Below are 21491 nucleotides of genomic sequence, written 5' to 3'. Positions count from 1 at the left end.
TTTCAGTTGTCACCAAACGGGCCTGCTGCCACAAACGCACCGCCCTGATACACCATGGCCGGATCATCGGCCGCAGGCATGGGTTGGGCTTCAACCTTGTCGCGGAAGACTTCGGAGCTGTCCTTGGGCTGGAAGCCCAGGTGCGCCGCAAAACGGTTGTCCCACCAGACTTCACGGTTGTTGGAGGCGCCGTACACCACGGTGTGGCCAACGTTGGGGGTGAACAGGCTGCGTTCGATCAGTTGCGTCAGGTCGTCGAAGCTCAGCCAGGTGCTCATCATTCTGCGGTTCTGCGGTTCCGGGAACGAAGAGCCGATGCGGATGCTGACGGTTTCGATGCCATAGCGATCGAAATAGAAGGTGGCCATGTCTTCGCCGTAGGATTTGGACAGGCCGTAATAGCTGTCCGGACGGCGTGGCGACTGGGCGTCGATGGTTTCATCCTGCTTGTAGAAACCGATCACGTGGTTGGAGCTGGCGAAAATGACGCGCTTGACGCCATGGCGACGTGCCGCTTCGTAAATATGGAAAACGCCGCTGATGTTCGGGCCGAGGATTTCCTCGAACGGGCGTTCTACCGAAACACCACCGAAATGCAGGATCGCGTCGACGCCTTCAACCAGTTGGTGAACAGCGTTCTTGTCGGAAAGATCGCACACCTGGACTTCTTCATGGCTGCCGGTGGCGGGAGCCATGTCAGCGATGTCGGACAGTCGCAAAACCTTGGCGTAAGGCTTCAGGCTTTCGCGCAATACCTTCCCCAGACCGCCTGCAGCGCCAGTCAGGAGAAGGCGATTGAAGGGATTTTGGACGGTGTGAGTGGTTGTCATGAGGAGACCCTTGAATTCTTATTGATGTCATCTGTTGTCGTATGACTTGATCGGGATTATCAGCAGTCAGGATCATTTTTGTCAACGTGACTAAGGTCTAAAGTGCCACTTTCCCAACTGACTGCGTTAAAAAGCCCGTCCAGAGGGACGGGCCAGGATGTTCACGAGGCGTGAGCGTAGAAATCAGAGCAGCGACAGCGGATAGCTGATGAATACCCGGTTTTCGTCGAACTCGTTGGTGCTGTAATCACGACGGATACTCGCGTTACGCCATTTCACGTTGAGACTCTTGAACGTGCCACTTTGAACGGTATAGGCCAGCTCCGATTCACGTCCCCACTCCTTGCCATCGGTGATGGCGCCGGTGTGCACGTTGTCACCGCTGATGTAGCGGTTCATCAGGGTCAGGCCGGGCACGCCGAAGACTGCGAAATCCAGGTCATGACGCAGTTGCCAGGATTTTTCCTTTGCGTTGTCATAGCTGGAGTTGTAGCTGTCGTTGGCCAGGGTGCCGCCGCTGGTGCCGTTGACCCGGAACCAGCCATCATCCCCGCTGACCTTCTGCAGGCCCAGGTACAGGGTGTTGCCTTTGTATTTGGCGGACAGCAGCGCATAGGCGGTTTTGTTGTCCAGATCGCCGGCCAGTTTGCTGCCGTCTTCCTCGCCCCAGAAGTAGCCCAGGTTAGCGCCCAGGGTCACGTCGCCAAGCGGCTGGCTATGCAGGAGGTTGACGAACTTCTGTTGGTAAATGTCTTCCAACTGGGCGTACCAGACGCCGACCTGAGTGCGCTTTTCGTTGAAGGTGTACTCGCCGCCACCGAAGTTGAAACGGTCGGAAGTAAAGGCGCCACGACCGTTGAGCGACATGTCCTCCATGCTGGCATCGTTACGCGGGCTGTTGCCCCGGAACTGGCCGCCGTAGAGGCTCAGACCGGCGAATTCCTTGGAGGTGATCTGGCCACCACGGAAGGTTTGCGGCAGGGAGCGACCGTCGTCCGAGCGTAATATCGGCAAGACCGGCATCCACTCGCCCACCTTCAGTTCGGTGTTGGAAATCTTGGCCTTGGCGGCGACACCCAAGCGTCCGAAATCATCGGCCGGGCTGCCATCCCCGTGGACCGGCAGCAACTGAGTGCCGGTGGTGCCTTTACCGCCATCGAGCTTCACCGAGTACATCCCCAACACGTCCACACCAAAGCCCACCACGCCTTGGGTATAACCGGACTTGGCGTCCAGAATGAAGCTCTGGGTCCATTCTTCAGCCTTGCCCTGCGGCGAGGCGCTGTTTGGGTAGGACGGGTTGGTGAAGTTACGGTTGAAGTAGGCGTTGCGCAGGTTGAGGGTGGCTTTGGCGTCATCGACAAAGCCTTCAGCGCTGGCCAGCATTGGCATGGCCAGGCTCATGCTGCCCAAGCCCAACAGAACCAGCGACCGGGTGTTTTGAGATCTCATTATTGTTGTGCTCCCTTTTTGCAAAGCGATCCCCACTGACCGATAACAACGGCCATTGAATTGGGGGGATTGTGATGCCCCTTATGCCAGGGCTTTGGACTCATGCCGCTGATGCGGACGAGCCTTTGCTTCAGGTCTAACCTTCAGCGAATTCGAAAGGGGGGCATCCCGTGGTCAAACGGAATCCGGGAGGGGATTGATTCGTTGGCACAAGGGCTTTTGTCACGGCGTGGACGCGGGACGAGGGGACGGCGGTCAAGACGAAAATCGTCATACGTAGGATTCCCTGATTATTGTTATTTTTGTTATCTGTTGTCGTACAACTTTGGCGGATTATTTACAGCCTGTGTCGGCTTTGTCAATCCGTCTGTAGACGAAAGTCTAGGAGCCACCCTTGTCATGACCCGCCAGCATGCATCTGTGCAAGGTGGTCACACACACAACTGAACCCACCCCGCCCAAAACCAGTCAATAAAGAGCCCATCTGTGCACGGGTGTGCGTTACATGAGCCGACTCAGGGAATGCTGTCGTGGTCGATCGGCCTTCGTTTACTGACCCGAGGGTTGTGACATGAGCAAATTCCAGCACGTTGATGCCAATCCCCAGGGCCGAGATTTTGCGGTGGGCGACATTCACGGGCATTTCACCCGGCTGCAGGCAGCGCTGGATGCGGTCGAGTTTGACCCTGCCGTGGACCGGTTATTCAGCGTGGGTGATCTGGTGGATCGCGGCCCGCAAAGCGAGCAGGCGCTGGACTGGCTGGCGCAGCCCTGGTTCTTTGCCATTCAGGGCAACCACGAGTCCCTGGCGATCCAGCATGCCTTGCATCAGCCGCTGGATTATCGAATGTACAAAGCCAGCGGCGGCAGCTGGTTTCTTGAGCTCAAGCCCGAGGCCCAGAAACTCTTTGCCGCGCATTTCGCCAGGTTGCCACTGGCCCTTGAAGTGGAAACGTCCTCGGGGCTCATTGGTCTGGTGCATGCCGATTGTCCGCTGCCTACGTGGGACTTGTTGCGCTCGACCCTGTTGGGCCACCTGTCGGAGCAGGGCAAGCTGGAGGAGTATTGCCTGTGGTCTCGCGAGCGTCTGCAGATGGGGGACATGAGTGGCATCCCCGACCTTCGGGCACTGATCGTCGGCCATACGACGCTGCCACAGCCGCACGTTCTCGGTAATGTGTTCCACATTGATACCGGCGGCTGGCGATCCGGTGACAGTGGTTATTTCACGTTGCTGGACCTGGCCACACTGCAAGTCAACCCGCCGATTGCCGCCGGCTGAGCGGTTTTATTGGTCCTCGAGGTACACGTCGTCGTCTTCGTCCTCCAGCTCCAGTTCATCGGCGAAGGCATCTGGATCGGTGGCGGGTTTGCGCGCTTCGTCCAGGTCTGTCGGCAAATCTTCCACGCCAGGCTCGCGGCCCGGCGTTGCGGCGGCAAGACCGCGGTGAACTGTTGCGGGGAATGCAGTCTGAATGTTCATAACGCCTCCTCAAATAGGGTTCCAATACGTTCCATGATCATTGCGCATTCAGGGACCGGTGCAAAACACGTTCGCGGAATAACCCAATCGGCTTTTTATAGCCCGGCATACTAAGAGTATCGACGCGATGAGCATTACCTGGCTCCGGCAGGACCGGACCTTTTCGGCTTGGCCTCTGTGCCCATGAAAATCGGTCTGATTTCCGATACACACGGGCTGTTACGCCCCCAGGCGCTGCAAGCCTTGCACGGTTGCGCGCAGTTGATTCACGCCGGGGATATCGGCAACCCGGACATTCTCGACGCCTTGCGGGCTATCGCGCCGCTGACGGTGGTGCGGGGCAACAATGACCGGGATGACGCGTGGGCTGGCGAGGTGCCGCATTCGGCCATCCTGCGAGCGGGCCAAATCGGTATCTACATCACCCACATCCCGGCGGACGTACCGCCGACGCTGCCGGCGAACATCCAGGTGGTGGTCACCGGGCACACCCACAAGCCGCTGATGCAGCAACGGGACGGTGTGTTGTTCATCAACCCCGGCAGCGCTGGCCCGAGACGTTTCAAGCTACCGATTGCGGTGGGCCTGCTGCACATCGACGGGCAAGGCGTGGTCGGCGAGCTGATCGAACTGACGCTCTAACCTTCGCTTCGGTTATTTGGCGATGGGGTCCAGTCCGCTGTTCTTGATCGCCGGGGCCGCTGCCAGGGAACCCAGGTAATCCAGCAACTGTTGGGCCTGCTCCGGGTGGGCACTGCGCAGGGAAACGCCGCCCGCGTAAAGGGTCATCTGCTGCGCCTGATCAGGAATCAGCCCAATGATGTCGATGCCTTCCACAGGCTTGAGTTCGCTCAGCTGCTGAAAGCCAATCTGCGCGTCGCCCCGGGCGACCACTTCCCCCACGGGCGTGGCCTGGATCATGTGACTTTTGTCCTTGATCAGGCCGGCAATGTGCATTTGATTGAACAGCACACGAGACAGATAAACGCCACTGGCACTGTCGGAATAGGCAATGGATTTGGCGTCGATCAGGGTTTGCTTGAACGCCTCCATGGTGCTGATGTCGGGTTTCGGGTCACCGTGACGGACAGCCATGGCGATATAAGATTTGCCCAGATCCACGCGGCTTTTGGGATCAACCTGGCCATCCTTGATCAGTTTGTCGAGGCCGTAACTGACCATCAGCACCACATCGGCGGGCTCCTGGCGCGCCAGTCGGTTGGGAATCGCCTGCGGCGTCGCGCCCATGGATGGCGCAACTTCAGCCACCAGGCGCACGCCGGTACGTTGTTCGTAATCGGCGCTGATCGCCTTGAATGCACCCATGATGCCCCCGGAGCTGAGAACGATAAGCTCAATGGGCTTGGCCGCCGTGGCGGCATGAACAAAGGCCGCAGGCACAAAGGAAAGGGCGGCGCTCAGTAAAAAGGGAAGAATTTTTTTCATTGAAGATAAACCTGGCAGTGAAAGGAACGCGGGGGATTATGTGGGAAAGTCATCTTCGGTGCGCGCTTATCGGTGCCGTGTCAGAGCAATCGGGTAAAGCGAAAAGGCCCGTGTAGTGTCTGGAAACCGCCGAACCGGTTATCACTGTTGAACGATATCAGGATCAATAAAACTGCCCCATTTCTGATGTTTGGGATTCATTCGAATATCATGTTAAGAACCGTGAAATGCAGTAAACCCTGTTAATGATGTTTGGATGAGCCGTAAACTGAGCTTTAAAGCTTGGTGGTGGCCTAGTGTCATCATTGGTTCGAGGCCGCAGTATATGGGCCAGCTCAAATGACTGACTTCATGGAATATGCGCTTATTTGCGCTATAGATAGATAATGAACACCTCATCAACAGCCGACACATCGGGGTTAAGGTGTTACGACAAGGTCGTAGATGATGTCACCTATAAAATTCCACGAGGCATAACTCGCGATGTGCGAGGCGGTGTCTGGATTGTTCGTGTCTTGAAAAATAAACAGTTGCGGGTGCATGCACGGTTTACAGACAAGCGGTTTGATGGCCCTAAACGTGCGCTGGATGCCGCCATCATTCACTTGATTCACAGCGGACACGCACGGCTCGAAGATGAGGTACTGCGATTGAGTGAGCGAACTGTCGTGCATTGGCGCAAGCGCAGCGGGATCGGGTTGTGCGCTGTGGCTTATGTCACAGGTCCTGGCCCCGGGCGCGGCAAGACGTTTTTCCTGTCAACTTATAAGCGTGTGGTCAGTGGTCGGGGAATGGACAAGTTTCGTGGCAAACTTCAGCAAGTACTGGAGCATGATTATCAGGTTGCAAGTGGGGGGATGATTGCGCCTCGTTCAGTCCTTGATGAAATACATCTGAAGTTGGATCGGTTATGGCTTGATCCTGTCTTTAAGGCTTTTATCAAAGCGGGTACGAGGAAAGCTGATCAGGTTGCGATCTCTGAGTATGTTGAAAGTATGAGCGCGAGTTGATCGCTGTTATTTCGGCGATACAAAAAAATCAAGCCCGGCAGAAGCCGGGCTGGGGAAGAGCAGGGAAGGAATCAGCCTAAACGGTTTGCACCGACACGATCAGCACCGTCAGCGGCGACACGGTTTGCACCGACACGATCGGCACCATCAGCGGCGACACGGTTTGCACCGACACGATCGGCACCATCAGCGGCGACACGGTTTGCACCGACACGATCGGCACCATCAGCGGCGACACGGTTTGCACCGACACGGTCAGCACCATCAGCGGCGATAACAGGTGCGTTCAGGTGTTCGTGGCCATTCACAGCTGGAAGGGCGAAAGCGCTGGAAGCCAATACGGAAAAAGCCAGGCCGAAGATCAGTTTTGAAGTTTTCATGGTCGTTGCTCCAGATCGATTAAGTGGGGTGTTAACTCGGTATGGAGGCAATGCTACGCCGCTGGGATTTATTAAGAAGTCAATGCGATTGGTACCGATCATTGCCGAAATTGATAGTTGCAACAGCGGCGTATGGCTGTTGTAGCGCGGGCAGTGAGTATCGTCGTGACGTGTGGATTCGAATGCCGAGGGCGGAGGGACGACCTTGCCCGGGCGGGATCGGCCATTCACGAGCGAAGAAGTTTCGCTCGTGCTCACAGTTGCTGCGAATGCTGCAGCCAGAGGATTTTGTCAGCGAGGGTCAGGCGGGAAAGTGCTGGTTGGCGATGTCTACGACGTCCTGCTCGGTGATCGGTGAAAGGGCTGCGATGGCCCAAAGATCGTAGAACGGATGTGCTCGCTGGATGGGCAATACCATTTTGAAACCGGCGGCCTGCAGACTGCCCGTCAGGACCTTTTTGGTAAAACCGCACCGATGCGCCATGAACACGTTGCCATTGGCCATAGCCGGACGATGCCCGTACAGGATGTCGATCGGCGCAATCGGTCCCGCGGGCGAGAGATAGGCCTCGTCAGTCAATTTGTCTTCGGCCACTAGAGCGCACACCGATTGCAGGTCAGGGCAGGTGATGACCACAAAGCCTCCCGGCTTGAGGACCCGTTTGAATTCTGCCAATGCCACCGGTACTTCGTGCGGGTAGAGATGCTCAATGTTGTGGCTGGAAAACAGTGCGTCCACTGACGCGTCCTGCACCTTGGACATGTCGGTCATGGTGCCCACGATATCGGGATTGACGCTTTGATCAATATCGAAGCGCAGTTCTTGCCACTCCGGGGAAGCGAAGCCCTTGGTCGTGCCGCTTTTATTTTTCGGACCGCAACCTACATGAAGAAAGGTTTTCACAATCTGTTACTCGATCAAGGCCCTTGCCGGAAAGCGTAGGGGAGTGGGGGCGTACTCCGGCCAGCCAGGGCAGCCTTGTGTCCGGACGGAGATTGCAGCGAACACTAGGTGAGTGTCTGGGGTTGGTCAAGGTCAAGCCGACACGGACATTGCCGGTTCAGCGCAATGGGAAGCGCGCTGCGTGCTCGTGGTGGGTGGCAATATGACATCTTTTTTTAGGGGTCAGCCTATATTCAGACGGTTTTTAATAACCAAATGTTCAAAAAAGGCAATGAGCCACCATAAAACATTCTTAATGTTTCGACACATTCGGTCGCTACTCATGACACGTGGGTTACCAAACCCTCCCCATTAGGCTACGGCGACATCGCTGGCAGCGCGGTTAATGACCTCAGACAGGACGCGTACATGAGCTTTATATCTTCGTTAACTACCGCGCAAATTGCCGCTTTGAGCACAACAACCATTGCGGGCCTTGCCACGGCAGATATTGCGGCCATGAGCACTGCCCAGGTCGCCGCCCTGACTACCGCCCAAATCGCGGTGATTACCAAAGCGAACGTTGCCGTTCTCTCAGCTACCCAACTCCCTGCACTGACCACTGCCCAGATTGTGGCGCTGACCACTGCTCAGGTTCCGGCACTGACCACTGCTCAAATTGTGGCGCTGACGACCACCCAGGTGGCGGCTTTCGAAACAGCTGACATCGCTGCCTTGCCAGCGGCTATTGTGGCGGGTATGACCACGGCCCAAACCGCAGCGTTGACCACGGCGCAAGTTGTAGCCCTGACCACCGCTCAGGTCGCCGCACTCAAAACCACGCAGGTTGCGGCCTTGACGACTACGCAAGTGGCCGCCATGGAAACAGCCGACATTGGCGCGCTGACCACCGCAGGCGTTGTGGCCTTGACCACCGCCCAGGTTGCAGCCCTCACCGTCGCGCAGATTGCAGCGCTCAAGCCTGCCCAAATCAGCGCGATGGAAAATGCCGATGTTGCGGCTCTGACCACGGCCCAGGTTGTGGCCTTGACCACCGCGCAGATCGCAGCGCTGAAAACCACGCAAGTCGCTGCCATGACCACCACGCAAGTGGCGGCTCTGGAAACCGCTGATATTGCGGCCTTGCCAGCAGCCAGCGTGGCCGCCCTGACCACTGCTCAGGCAGCGGCGTTGACCACGGCCCAGATCGTGGCCTTGACTTCTGCTCAGGTCGCTTCGCTGACCACCGCACAAGTTGCCGCCTTGACCACCACGCAAGTGGCGGCCCTGCAAACCGCTGACATTGGCGCGCTGACCACCGCAGGCGTTGTGGCCTTGACCACCGCCCAGGTTGCAGCCCTGACCGTCGCGCAGATTGCAGCGCTCAAGCCTGCCCAGATCAGCGCGATGGAAACCGCTGATGTCGCAGCACTGACCACGGCCCAGGTTGTGGCCTTGACCACCGCGCAAGTGGCAGCACTGAAAACCACACAGGTTGCAGCCTTGACCACCACGCAAGTGGCAGCCCTGGAAACCGCTGACATCGCGGCTTTGCCAGTGACCAGCGTGGCAGCCCTGACCACTGCTCAGGCAGCGGCGCTGACGACTGCACAAATCGTGGCCCTGACCTCGACTCAGGTCGCCGCCTTGACTACGGCCCAGGTCGCCGCCCTGACCACCACGCAAGTGGCGGCCCTGCAGCCGGCCGATCTGGCTGCATTGACCACCGCTGGTGTCGTGGCATTGACCACGGCCCAGGTTGCCGCGCTGACCACCGCTCAGGTTGCCGCGCTGACGCCGGTACAGATCGCAGCGCTGGAAACCGCTGATGTGGCGGCCCTGACCACGGCGCAAGTTGTGGCTCTGACCACCGCGCAGGTAGCCGCACTCAAAACCACCCAAATCGCTGCCATGACCACCACGCAAGTGGCCGCCATGGAAACTGCCGACATTGGCGCGCTGACCACCGCTGGCGTTGTGGCCTTGACCACTGCCCAGGTTGCAGCCCTCACCGTCGCGCAGATTGCAGCGCTGAAAACCACGCAAATCGCAGCGATGGAAAATGCCGATGTTGCGGCGCTGACCACGGCCCAGGTTGTGGCCCTGACCACCGCGCAGATCGCAGCGCTGAAAACCACGCAGGTTGCGGCCTTGACCACCACGCAAGTGGCGGCTCTGGAAACCGCTGACATCGCGGCTTTGCCAGTGACCAGCGTGGCAGCCCTGACCACTGCTCAGGCAGCGGCGTTGACCACTGCACAAATCGTGGCCCTGACCTCTGCTCAGGTCGCCGCGCTGACCACCGCGCAGGTTGCCGCCTTGACCACCACGCAAGTGGCGGCCCTGCAGCCGGCTGATCTGGCAGCATTGACCACCGCAGGCGTTGTGGCACTGACCACGGCCCAGGTTGCCGCGCTGACCACCGCTCAGGTTGCCGCGCTGACGCCGGTACAGATCGCGGCCATGGAAACCGCTGATGTGGCGGCCCTGACCACGGCGCAAGTTGTGGCTCTGACCACGGCGCAGGTAGCCGCACTCAAAACCACCCAAATCGCTGCCATGACCACCACGCAAGTGGCCGCCATGGAAACTGCCGACATTGGCGCGCTGACCACCGCGGGCGTTGTGGCCTTGACCACGGCCCAGGTTGCAGCCCTGACCGTTACCCAGATCGCTGCGCTCAAGCCTGCCCAGATCAGCGCGATGGAAACCGCTGATGTCGCAGCACTGACCACGGCCCAGGTTGTGGCCTTGACCACCGCGCAAGTGGCAGCACTGAAAACCACACAGGTTGCAGCCTTGACCACCACGCAAGTGGCAGCCCTGGAAACCGCTGACATCGCGGCTTTGCCAGTGACCAGCGTGGCAGCCCTGACCACTGCTCAGGCAGCGGCGCTGACGACTGCACAAATCGTGGCCCTGACCTCGACTCAGGTCGCCGCCTTGACTACGGCCCAGGTCGCCGCCCTGACCACCACGCAAGTGGCGGCCCTGCAGCCGGCCGATCTGGCTGCATTGACCACCGCCGGTGTCGTGGCATTGACCACGGCCCAGGTTGCCGCGCTGACCACCGCTCAGGTTGCCGCGCTGACGCCGGTACAGATCGCAGCGCTGGAAACCGCTGATGTGGCGGCCCTGACCACGGCGCAAGTTGTGGCTCTGACCACCGCGCAGGTAGCCGCACTCAAAACCACCCAAATCGCTGCCATGACCACCACGCAAGTGGCCGCCATGGAAACCGCCGATATTGGCGCGCTGACCACCGCAGGCGTTGTGGCCTTGACCACGGCCCAGGTTGCAGCCCTGACGGTCGCGCAGATCGCAGCGCTCAAGCCTGCCCAAATCAGCGCCATGGAAAATGCCGATGTTGCAGCGCTGACCACCGCGCAAGTGGTAGCCCTGACCACCGCGCAGATCGCAGCGCTGAAAACCACGCAAGTCGCTGCCATGACCACCACGCAAGTGGCGGCTCTGGAAACCGCTGATATTGCGGCTTTGCCAGTGACCAGCGTGGCAGCCCTGACCACTGCTCAGGCAGCAGCGCTGACGACTGCACAAATCGTGGCCCTGACCTCGACTCAGGTCGCCGCGCTGACCACGGCCCAGGTTGCCGCCTTGACCACCACGCAAGTGGCGGCCCTGCAAACAGCTGATCTGGTGGCCTTGACCACTGCCGGTGTTGTGGCCTTGACCACTGCTCAGGTTGCCGCCTTGACGGTTGCCCAGGTCGCGGCACTGACCCCGGTCCAGATCGCAGCGATGGAAACCGCTGATGTCGCAGCACTGACCACGGCCCAGGTTGTGGCCCTGACCACCGCTCAGGTAGCAGCGCTGAAAACCACGCAGGTTGCGGCCTTGACCACCACGCAAGTGGCGGCTCTGGAAACCGCTGATATTGCGGCCTTGCCAGCAGCCAGCGTGGCAGCCCTGACCACTGCTCAGGCAGCGGCGCTGACGACTGCACAAATCGTGGCCCTGACCTCGACTCAGGTCGCCGCCTTGACCACGGCCCAGGTCGCCGCCTTGACCACCACGCAAGTGGCGGCCCTGCAGCCGGCTGATCTGGCTGCATTGACCACCGCCGGTGTCGTGGCACTGACCACGGCCCAGGTTGCCGCGTTGACCACCGCACAGGTTGCCGCGCTGACGCCGGTACAGATCGCGGCCATGGAAACCGCTGATGTGGCGGCCCTGACCACGGCGCAAGTTGTGGCTCTGACCACCGCGCAGGTTGCAGCACTGAAAACCACGCAGGTTGCGGCCTTGACCACCACGCAAGTGGCCGCCATGGAAACTGCCGACATTGGCGCGCTGACCACCGCAGGCGTTGTGGCCTTGACCACTGCCCAGGTTGCAGCCCTCACCGTCGCGCAGATTGCAGCGCTGAAAACCACGCAAATCGCAGCGATGGAAAATGCCGATGTTGCGGCGCTGACCACGGCCCAGGTTGTGGCCCTGACCACCGCGCAGATCGCAGCGCTGAAAACCACGCAAATCGCTGCCATGACCACCACGCAAGTGGCGGCTCTGGAAACCGCTGATATTGCGGCTTTGCCAGTGACCAGCGTGGCCGCCCTGACCACTGCTCAGGCAGCGGCGCTGACGACTGCACAAATCGTGGCCCTGACCTCGACCCAGGTTGCCGCGCTGACTACCGCCCAGGTCGCCGCCTTGACCACCACGCAAGTGGCGGCCCTGCAAACGGCTGATCTGGTGGCCTTGACCACTGCCGGTGTTGTGGCCTTGACCACGGCTCAGGTTGCCGCCTTGACGGTTGCCCAGGTCGCGGCACTGACCCCGGTCCAGATCGCAGCGATGGAAAATGCCGATGTCGCAGCACTGACCACGGCCCAGGTTGTGGCCCTGACCACCGCGCAAATCGCAGCGCTGAAAACCACGCAGGTTGCGGCCTTGACCACCACGCAAGTGGCGGCTCTGGAAACCGCTGACATCGCGGCTTTGCCAGTGACCAGCGTGGCAGCCCTGACCACTGCTCAGGCAGCGGCGCTGACGACTGCACAAATCGTGGCCCTGACCTCGACTCAGGTCGCCGCCTTGACCACGGCCCAGGTCGCCGCCTTGACCACCACGCAAGTGGCGGCCCTGCAGCCGGCTGATCTGGCAGCATTGACCACCGCAGGCGTTGTGGCACTGACCACGGCCCAGGTTGCCGCGCTGACCACCGCTCAGGTTGCCGCGCTGACGCCGGTACAGATCGCGGCCATGGAAACCGCTGATGTGGCGGCCCTGACCACGGCGCAAGTTGTGGCTCTGACCACCGCGCAGGTAGCCGCACTCAAAACCACCCAAATCGCTGCCATGACCACCACGCAAGTGGCCGCCATGGAAACAGCCGACATCGGCGCGCTGACCACTGCCGGCATTGTGGCCTTGACCACCGCCCAGGTTGCAGCCCTGACCGTCGCGCAGATTGCAGCGCTCAAGCCTGCCCAGATCAGCGCCATGGAAAATGCCGATGTTGCAGCGCTGACCACCGCGCAAGTGGTAGCCCTGACCACCGCGCAGATCGCAGCGCTGAAAACCACGCAAGTCGCTGCCATGACCACCACGCAAGTGGCGGCTCTGGAAACCGCTGATATTGCGGCCTTGCCAGCAGCCAGCGTGGCCGCCCTGACCACTGCTCAGGCAGCGGCGTTGACCACGGCCCAGATCGTGGCCTTGACTTCTGCTCAGGTCGCTTCGCTGACCACCGCACAAGTTGCCGCCTTGACCACCACCCAAGTGGCGGCCATGGAAACCGCTGATATTGGCGCGCTGACCACCGCAGGTGTGGTGGCCTTGACCACGGCTCAAGTCGCAGCTCTGACCACGGCCCAGATTGTCGCGTTGAAACCGACTCAAATCAGCGCGATGGAAACTGCTGATGTGGCGGCCTTGACCACGGCCCATATCGTGGCCTTGACCACTGCACAGGTAGCAGCGTTCAAGCCAACGCAAATCGCCGCACTGACCACCACGCAAGTGGCAGCTTTGGAAACCGCTGACATTGGCGTGCTGAGCTCGGCCCAGCTGGTGGCTCTGACTACTGGCCAGGTCGCAGCTCTGACCACGGCGCAGATTGTGGCGCTGAAACCGACTCAGATCAGCGCGCTGGAAACTGCTGATGTGGCGGCTCTGACAACCGCTCAAATCCAGGCGATCGAAACGGCTGACATGGCCGCTTTGACGACCGCCCAGGTTGTTGCATTGACCACTGCTCAAGCGGCGGCCATGACCACGGCGCAGTTGTCGCACCTGAGCATGACCCAGGTCGATGCATTTACGACTACGCAGTTGCAGGCAATGAGCGCCACCCAGGTCGACGCACTGGCTCTGTCCACGCCACTGGTCCTGGACCTCAATGGCGACGGCGTTCAGACCACCCATCTAAGCGCAGGTACTCAGTTCGACCTGAACGCCAACGGCATCAAGGAAACGACTGGCTGGACTGCTGGCGGTGATGGTCTGCTCTCCATCGACCTGAATGGCGATGGTCAGATCAACAACGGTTCGGAACTGTTTGGTTCTTCGTTCCGCCTTGCCGATGGTTCACTGGCAAAAGACGGCTTCGAAGCACTCAACAGTCTGGACAGCAACCACGATGGCGTCGTCAACGGCGGCGATCAGCTCTTTGCAGCCCTGCAGGTCTGGGTCGATACCAATAACGATGGCATCAGCGAGAAGGGCGAGTTGCACAGCCTGAAAGAGCTGGGTATTTCTCAGTTCAATCTCGACGTCGCCAAGGTTACCGAGCTCAACCACGGTAACCTGATCGGGTTGAACAGCAGCTTTGAAACCACTGATGGCCAGACTCACACCATTGCCGATGTGTGGTTCCGCACTGACGCGAACGGTGATCAGTCCATCGACTTGACCAAGCTGGATCCGGAGTCCATCGGTGCTCACACTCTGGGCGCTATCGATCTCGCTTCCGATGGTGGCAAGGCCAGCACATTGACGGTTGATGCCCAGTCGGTCAGCCAGCTCGGTCAGGCAGGCCAGGTTGATGTTGCCAGCGGCGCCGCGGCGCCGGTGCAGATGATCATCAATGGCGACAGCAACGACACCGTCAACATCAACGGCACAAGTGGCGAGTGGCACGCAGACGGTACTGCTACTGTCGATGGCGCGAGCTACAACGTGTTCAACGATGGTAACGTCCAACTGCTGGTGGCAACGGATGTTCAAACCTGGGTTCACTGATCGTCAGTGTTAAACCTTGATTGACCGGATACCGAGCTCGCGAGAGCTCGGTATTTTTTTTATTGGTGGAGACTGCTTCGCGAATGCTTACAGAGAATCTTGAGAGTCCGGACCTGGACGTGGCGCTGGCCAGTGCCTTGCAGTTGGCAAAAGGCATTGCGCTGCAACCCATGCAGTTGCTCTCTGTTGCTGATCGACTCAATGAGGCCTCACGTCTGGCCGACGTCGCAGGCTTGTATCAATGCTGGCTTCAGCACTGCCAGTCCTCGATCAACTACATCATCCAATTCAATCTGGGCGTTACGCTTACGAATCTGGGCCAGTTGGCAGGCGCCGAAAGCGCCTACCGCGCCGCCATTGCCCAGAGCCCGGAATTCGCCCAGGCCTGGTTTAACCTGGGCACATTGCAGGAGCGCCAGGGCCAACCTAAGGACGCTTTGACGACGTGGCAATCGATGCTCGATGACAAGCGAGTCAACGCGCAGGACAGCCGCGAGTTGTACTTGATGGTGTGTAACAATTTGGGCCGCCTGCTGGAAGAAACCCGGCAGTTGCAGGCGGCAGAAGCCATCCTGCGCGCCAGTCTTGAAGTGGATCCGGCTCAGCCCAAGGTCATTCAACACTGGGTGCATTTGCGCCAGAAGCAATGTGTCTGGCCGGTGTACGCTCCCCCTGAAGGCTTGACCCAAGGGGATTTGCTCAAGGCCTCTTCGCCCCTGGCCTTGCTCGCCGGCAGCGATGACCCTGGCATGCAGTTGGCCGCCGCCGTGCACTTTGTCAGGGAGCGCGTGAATGTGCGGGTTCCAGCCTTGGCACCGTCCCAGGGTTATGCGCATCAGAAGCTGCGGATTGGCTTTCTGTCGTCGGACTTTTGCCTGCACGCCGTGTCGTTGCTCACGGTTGAACTGTTCGAGCTGATCGACCGTGAGCGCTTTGACGTCTATGGTTTTTGCTGGAGTCGTGAGGACGGTTCGCCCCTGCGCGAGCGGGTGAAAAACGCCTTGGATCACTTTGTGCGCATTGCCGGTATGGATGATGCCTCGGCCGCTCAATGCATTCGCAATCATGAAATCGACATCCTGATCGACCTGCATGGCCTCACGTCCGGCGCCCGTCCGGATATCCCGGCGTACCGTCCCGCCCCGGTGCAAATGACTTACCTGGGTTTTCCCGGTTCAACCGGTCTGCCCGGTATCGATTATGTGATTGCTGACCGCTATCTCATTCCAGACAGCGTAAAGCCCTATTACAGCGAAACGCCCTTGTATCTGGCGCAGATCTACCAGTGCAGCGACCGGCAACGGCCCGTTGCTGCACTGCCGACGCGCGCCGAATGTGGCCTGCCTGAAAATCGCTTTGTGTTCTGCTCGTTCAACAACAACTACAAGTTCAACGAAGAAGTCTTCGATTGCTGGATGCGCATTCTTCAGCGTGCGCCTGAGAGCGTGTTGTGGTTGTTGGCTGACAACGCCTGGGCGCAGAAAAACCTGTGCGACAGGGCGCAGCTACGCGGGGTCGATCCCGAGCGTTTGCTGTTTGCTCCACGGGTGGCGCCGGCTCAGTATCTGGCTCGCTACAGCGCTGCGGATCTGTTCCTGGACGCTTACCCGTTCAATGCCGGAACGACAGCCAATGATGCATTGTGGATGGGGCTCCCGGTACTTACGCGTTCAGGTCGCACCTTTGCCTCGCGCATGGCGGGCAGCCTGCTGACCGCATTGGAGCTGCCTGAGCTGATCACCACGACGCTGGCTGACTATGAGGAGCGGGCCGTTCAATTGGCAACGCAAAGGGATCTGTTGCCCGGATTACGCCAGCGTCTGAAGCAGGCGCGAACCGATTCTCCGCTGTTCGATACGCCGCGTTTCGTCAGGGATTTCGAAACTGCGATCAGCAGTGTAGCGCTCAAGCGTGCGTAGGGCGGTCGGCTCGCAGGCGCGGCTCAGGCCGCTCTTGTAGAACCCGGCAAGCCTGTCCCAAGAGTGAGATCAGAACAGCCCCTGAATCTTTTCCAGCTGGCTGCGGGTCATCTGTCCGGTACGGGTGTGCAGGTTGACGTAACTGAGCAACATCGCCAGCTTGGTGTCGAGCAGGTCCCGTTTGGCGGAATACAGACGTTGTTGTGCATCGAGGATTTCCACCGTGGAGCGTACGCCCGCCTGATAGCCTTTTTCCGCAGACGTCAGAGCAACCTGGCTTGAGCGCACGGACGTGACCAACGCCTTACTTTTCTCGAACCCCGCGACCACTCCCAGGTAGTTGGCTTCGATATCTTCGGTCAGTTGCTGGAGTTGGGCGTCGTAGCTCGAACGGGCACTTTCCAGAGCGGCGCGCGCCTTTTCGGAGGAGGCAGTGACCCCGCCACCCTGATACAGCGGGATGTCAATCACCACGCCCACGTAGTAAGTGGACTGGCGTTGGGAAAGGTCATTGATGTCGCTTTGGTCGACCCGAGACAGGCGACCGCTCAGGGCCACGGTCGGGTAGTGTCCGGACTTCTGCAGTTTCAGATTGGCTTCGGCAACGTTGATCGAGGCACGGCTTACGCCCAGCGTAGAAGCGGCCTGATCGGCCTTGAGCATCCAGTAATCCAGGTCTTCTTCAGGTGCCAGTAGCGCGGCAGCGGGCGTTTTTTCCTGCATCTCGGGGATGTTTCCGACGGCCATGCCCGAACGCCCCGAGAGTTTGCGTAACGCAGCCCGGCGTCGAGCCTGTAATTCGATTTCCTGGGCACGCGTCGAATCCAGTCGGGCCTGAGCTTCCTCAAGGTCCGTGATTGTTCCTTCTCCGGCTTCAAACAGGCGCTTGGACTGTTTGGCCAAGGCTTCGATGGACGCTTTTTGCTGAGTCGTCAGCTTCAGCTCGTTTTCCACTTGCGCGACGTCGAAATAGGCTTCCACCACACGGTCGAATAACCCTTGTCCGGCCCCTTCGTGCTGCACTTCGCCCAGTTTTGCACGCGCCTTGGCTTGTTCGTAGGAGGCCCAGCGACCTTTGTCGAACAACGGCTGGCTAACCGAGAGAGCGACGCTGTCTGCGGCGAACTGGTCGTCCTGGCTATTGGCCGTGGATTGCTTTTCAAACTGTCCGCCGTGGCCGTATCGGGAGTTGATGGCAACCTGCGGCAGCAAGCCGCTGCGGCCGATCGCTATCTCCTGGCGCGACGCTTCATAGTCATGATCGGCAACTTTGTACGTCGCGTCGTTCAGCCTGGAGGCATCGTAGAGGGCGACCAGCGACAGTTGATCGTCGCTCGCCAGAAGCCGGCACGACCAGAGCAAAGAGAGCAGGGCTATACGTGTGCGCATGGTCATTCTTCCTTGAAAGCACCGGCCATGCGCTCGGCAACCGGTTGCATCAGGTAATTGGCCAGCGTGCGTTCGCCGGTTTTGACCAGTACTTCGGCTTGCATACCGGGCTTGATATCCAGGCCCAGATCGCGCAGATGAATAATGTCTTCGGGGCTGACGGACACCTCGACCGAGAAGTACGGCGAGTTGGTGTGTTCGTCGATCAACTGGTCAGCCGACACTGTGGCAACCTTGCCGACGATGACCGGGGTGTGGACCCGCTGCAATGAGCCAAAGCGCAGGTCTACCGGCAACCCTGGTTTGAGTCGGTCGGCCATCATCGGCGGGAATTGCGCCTTGACCACCCAGCTGGAACCTTGCGGGACGATGTCCATCAAGCGTTGGCCAGCGGGCGCGATACCGCCCACGGTGTGCACGGCCAGGCCCATCACTTGACCCGCGACCGGTGCAACCACTGATGCGCTCTGCACCTCGAATTCGAAGGCCTTGATCTGATCCCTCAGACTCGAGGTTTGTGCGGAAACCTGAGTCAATTGCGACTCGGCGTCGCTGCGGAAAATCTGCCCTTGTTGCAACGCCTTGAGCTTGCTTTCGTTGATGGACTGCTTTGTACGGCCGATATCGGAAATCGTCGACGCCAGCTGGGCGCCCAGTTGTGCGGCATTGCTTTCGGCTTCGAACAGACGATTGCGTGGCAGGTAGCCTTCCCGGGCCAGTTCACGCAGGCCCTTGAGCTCTTGCTGCTGGAATTGAAACTGGGCCGCGTGGTTGCGTTTGATCTCTTCGTAGCCGGCCAATTGCTGGTTGAACGACGCGATTTCGTGCTGGCTTATCTGCATCCGGCTGGCCAGTTCGGCGCGGCGGGTGGCGAACAGGTAGCCTTGCAGCTCCATGGCTGCGCGCGCTCGCGGGTCGTTCGCTTTGGCCAGCAACTCCGGCGACCACTGGATGCTGTCGCGGGCCAGGCGCTCGGCCATCAGCCGCTCCTCCACGGCCCGTGCGCTCAGCCATTGACCCAGGGCGACATCCAGTTGCGATTGTGTCTGGACGATATTGAGCTGGACCACCACCTGACCTTGCTGCACCTGATCACCTTCGCGCACCAGGATGCGATCAATCATACCGCCCGTACGTGACTGCACGGTCTTGCGCTCACCGGAAACCACGACGGTGCCACTGCCCACCACACCGCGATCCAGCGGGGCCAGGCCAGCCCACAGGAAAAATCCGCCCAGGCTCAGGATCAAAAGCCATACACCAATACGAGCAATGCCCGCAGCATCGGCATCGGGTGCTGGCGTAGGGGTCAACATGTCGTTCTGACTGGTTTGCATTGACACCTCAGGCTTCTTGATTGCTGGATTCAGCAGGTTTCTGCACCGGTGGTGGTACCAATGTCTTGAGCACCTGATCCCGAGGGCCGAACAGATGCTGTACGCCATCCCTGAGGAACAACAGCTTGTCGACCACACCGAGAATGTTCGGTCGGTGGGTCACCAGCACCACGGTGGAGCCGGCGGCCTTCAACTGACGGACAGCCTTCACCAACGCCGCTTCTCCGGCTTCGTCCAGGTTTGAGTTGGGCTCATCCAGAACCACCAGCGGCGGGGCGCCGTAAAGGGCGCGCGCCAGGCCAATGCGCTGTTTCTGTCCCCCGGACAGGCCCAGCCCGCCAGCGCCCAGGAGCGTGTCGTAGCCCTTGGGGAAATGCAGAATCATTTCGTGAATGCCGGCCAGTTGTGCCGCTTCGATGACCTTTACCGCGTCGACTTCACCAAAGCGTGCAATGTTTTCGGCGATGGTGCCGTCGAACAGCTCGATGTCCTGCGGCAGGTAGCCCAGATACGGGCCCAGCGCTTCGCGGGACCATTGGCTGACTTCGGCATTGTCCAGACGAACCGAGCCATGGTTCGCCGGCCAGATGCCCACCATGGCCCGGGCCAGCGACGATTTGCCCGAAGCACTAGGCCCGATGATCGCCAGGACTTCGCCTTTGGCCAGCTTGATCGTTACACCGTTCACGGCGGGTCGTTGCATGCCGGGCGGGGTGATGACCAGTTTGTCGATGCTCAATGCGCCAGTAGGTGCTGGCAGCGCCATGCGCGGTGGCGAATGAGGGAACTCACTGAGCAGGCGATTTAACCGCTCATAACTGCTCTTGGTATTGCCCATCTGTTTCCACGATCCAATCAGCGCCTCGGCAGGCGCCATGGCCCGCCCCAGCAGCACCGACACAGCAATCATCACCCCGGCGGAGATCTGGTTTTCCATCACCAGCACCGCGCCCAGCCCCAATGCCAGAGATTGCCAGGTCATGCGCACAAACCGGGAAATCGCAGCGATCCGCGAGCTGCGATCGCTGGCCTCGCCTTGCTCGGTGATAACGCGCTGCTGCACGTTGAACCAGCGGCGGCGCAGCGGGGCGAGCATGCCCATCGCCTGGATGACTTCGGCGTTCTGCAGGGTGCTGTTGACGTAGCTGGCCGAAGATACGGACAGCCGGTTGGCTTCACTCATGCTTTTGCGGGTGGTCAGCTCATTCCAGACGCCAAGGCCAGCAAGGATGAGCGAGCCCACAACCGTAAACACCCCCAGCCAGGGATGAAAGAGAAAAGTGACAATGACGTAGATCGGCAGCCATGGCGCATCGAACAGCGCAATCAGACCGGGGCCAGTGACGAACTGGCGAATGCTGTTCAGGTCGCTGAGCACTTGGGCCGGGTTGGAACTGTGCTCCTTGAGGCTGCGCTGGAAAGCGGCATCGAACACCCGCTCGCCCAACTGGGCATCGAGCCCGGCGCTCATCTTGATCATGACCTGGCCGCGCACCCACTCCAGCGCGCAGCTGAGGGCGAAAAAGCCCAGCAGGATCAGGCTGAGCATCAACAGCGTGGTTTCGTTGCGGCTGGTCAGGACCCGATCGAAGACTTGCATCATGTAAATGGAAGGGACCAGCATCAATAGGTTGATCACCCCACTGAACAGTGCCAGCACTCCAAAAAGACGACGATAGCGCAGCAGCGCTGCATCAATATCTCGCTTGGGATCAAGAAAAAGTCGCATAAAGTCCAAGAGATAGAGTAGCGGTAGGAAATGCCGGTAGTGCCAGGGTCAGGCGGGCCAATGCGTGGAGAGCATTCAGGGCGGCCGATGCTAGCACTTTGCCGTTAACTAATGAACCGCGCGCAGCCCGTTCACACATCTACTTCATCGGCCCCAAGGACTTGATCTTGAGCAGGTTTTTACGGCGGCTATCCCTGAGGTATCAACGTGATCCATAAACGATCAAGCCCGCTAAAAACCGGGCTTGAGAGTGTTCGGGGCAAATCGCTGAAGATCAGATTTTGAAGTGACGGACCATCGCTTGCAGCTGTCCACCCAGGCGGGCGAGCTCGACGCTGGAGGCGGCGGTTTCTTCACTGGCTGATGCGGTTTGTTCGGAGACGTCGCGCACGCTGAGGATGCTGCGGCTGATTTCCTCGGCCACGGCGCT

15 protein-coding genes are annotated in these 21491 nt (G+C 59.7%); 5 read left to right on the top strand and 10 right to left on the bottom strand.

From position 1 onward, the window contains the following. Nucleotides 1-2: 2 nt before the first annotated feature. Nucleotides 3-830 carry an NAD-dependent epimerase/dehydratase family protein gene (locus tag ACP7B0_RS19870; RefSeq protein WP_426143328.1) on the bottom strand — a complete coding sequence of 276 codons (828 nt, stop codon included), beginning with the start codon at nucleotides 828-830 and terminating at the stop codon, nucleotides 3-5. Nucleotides 831-1013: 183 nt separating this feature from the next. Further along, a complete protein-coding gene (locus ACP7B0_RS19865; protein WP_426143327.1) occupies nucleotides 1014-2282 on the bottom strand; it encodes an OprD family porin in 1269 nt (422 codons plus the stop codon). Between the two features lie 571 nt (nucleotides 2283-2853). Here ACP7B0_RS19865 and ACP7B0_RS19860 point away from each other — a divergent pair. Continuing rightward, a complete protein-coding gene (locus ACP7B0_RS19860; protein ID WP_426143326.1) occupies nucleotides 2854-3564 on the top strand; it encodes a metallophosphoesterase in 711 nt (236 codons plus the stop codon). A 6-nt stretch (nucleotides 3565-3570) separates the two neighbouring features. On the opposite strand, the gene ACP7B0_RS19855 is transcribed toward ACP7B0_RS19860, so the two are convergent. Continuing rightward, complete coding sequence (locus tag ACP7B0_RS19855; protein ID WP_426143325.1) at nucleotides 3571-3765, bottom strand: hypothetical protein; 195 nt, start codon at nucleotides 3763-3765, stop codon at nucleotides 3571-3573. A 183-nt stretch (nucleotides 3766-3948) separates the two neighbouring features. Between ACP7B0_RS19855 and ACP7B0_RS19850 the strand changes: the two genes are divergently transcribed. Next, on the top strand, nucleotides 3949-4407 hold the full coding sequence (locus ACP7B0_RS19850; RefSeq protein WP_426143324.1) for a metallophosphoesterase family protein: 459 nt from the start codon (nucleotides 3949-3951) through the stop codon (nucleotides 4405-4407). Nucleotides 4408-4419: 12 nt separating this feature from the next. Here ACP7B0_RS19850 and ACP7B0_RS19845 read toward each other — a convergent pair whose 3' ends face one another. Then, nucleotides 4420-5211 (bottom strand): substrate-binding domain-containing protein, encoded by a 792-nt coding sequence (locus ACP7B0_RS19845; protein WP_426143323.1) that lies wholly within the window; start codon nucleotides 5209-5211, stop codon nucleotides 4420-4422. A gap of 386 nt (nucleotides 5212-5597) precedes the next feature. Here ACP7B0_RS19845 and ACP7B0_RS19840 point away from each other — a divergent pair, with 386 nt between their 5' ends. Then, nucleotides 5598-6221 (top strand): hypothetical protein, encoded by a 624-nt coding sequence (locus ACP7B0_RS19840; protein ID WP_426143322.1) that lies wholly within the window; start codon nucleotides 5598-5600, stop codon nucleotides 6219-6221. 71 nt (nucleotides 6222-6292) lie between these two features. Here ACP7B0_RS19840 and ACP7B0_RS19835 read toward each other — a convergent pair whose 3' ends face one another. Together ACP7B0_RS19835 and ACP7B0_RS19830 are read right to left on the bottom strand one after the other, a co-directional pair. Next, entirely contained in the window at nucleotides 6293-6601 is a 309-nt protein-coding gene (locus tag ACP7B0_RS19835; protein ID WP_426143321.1) for a hypothetical protein, read from the bottom strand. A gap of 301 nt (nucleotides 6602-6902) precedes the next feature. Beyond that, on the bottom strand, nucleotides 6903-7505 hold the full coding sequence (locus tag ACP7B0_RS19830) for a class I SAM-dependent methyltransferase (RefSeq protein ID WP_426143320.1): 603 nt from the start codon (nucleotides 7503-7505) through the stop codon (nucleotides 6903-6905). A gap of 408 nt (nucleotides 7506-7913) precedes the next feature. On the opposite strand from ACP7B0_RS19830, the gene ACP7B0_RS19825 reads away from it, so the two are divergent. Beyond that, nucleotides 7914-14687, top strand: a complete 6774-nt coding sequence (locus tag ACP7B0_RS19825) for a beta strand repeat-containing protein (RefSeq protein WP_426143319.1) — start codon at nucleotides 7914-7916, stop codon at nucleotides 14685-14687. Nucleotides 14688-14770: 83 nt separating this feature from the next. Then, complete coding sequence (locus ACP7B0_RS19820) at nucleotides 14771-16606, top strand: tetratricopeptide repeat protein (protein WP_426143318.1); 1836 nt, start codon at nucleotides 14771-14773, stop codon at nucleotides 16604-16606. 69 nt (nucleotides 16607-16675) lie between these two features. Here the strand turns inward: ACP7B0_RS19820 and ACP7B0_RS19815 are convergent, their stop codons facing one another. The 4 genes from ACP7B0_RS19815 to ACP7B0_RS19800 all read right to left on the bottom strand — a co-directional run. Continuing rightward, complete coding sequence (locus tag ACP7B0_RS19815; protein WP_426143317.1) at nucleotides 16676-18001, bottom strand: TolC family outer membrane protein; 1326 nt, start codon at nucleotides 17999-18001, stop codon at nucleotides 16676-16678. Beyond that, nucleotides 17998-19332 carry an HlyD family type I secretion periplasmic adaptor subunit gene (locus ACP7B0_RS19810; protein WP_426143316.1) on the bottom strand — a complete coding sequence of 445 codons (1335 nt, stop codon included), beginning with the start codon at nucleotides 19330-19332 and terminating at the stop codon, nucleotides 17998-18000. The genes ACP7B0_RS19815 and ACP7B0_RS19810 overlap by 4 nt, the downstream gene beginning before the upstream one ends. Before the next feature lie 7 nt (nucleotides 19333-19339). Next, nucleotides 19340-21061 (bottom strand): type I secretion system permease/ATPase, encoded by a 1722-nt coding sequence (locus tag ACP7B0_RS19805; RefSeq protein WP_426143315.1) that lies wholly within the window; start codon nucleotides 21059-21061, stop codon nucleotides 19340-19342. A 274-nt stretch (nucleotides 21062-21335) separates the two neighbouring features. Next, nucleotides 21336-21491: hypothetical protein (locus ACP7B0_RS19800; RefSeq protein WP_426143435.1), on the bottom strand; the 156-nt coding region annotated here is incomplete at its 5' end.

The sequence above is a fragment of the Pseudomonas sp. DWP3-1-2 genome (assembly GCF_049896285.1).
Taxonomy (GTDB): Bacteria; Pseudomonadota; Gammaproteobacteria; order Pseudomonadales; family Pseudomonadaceae; genus Aquipseudomonas.
This window is presented reverse-complemented; position numbering and strand designations above follow the sequence as displayed.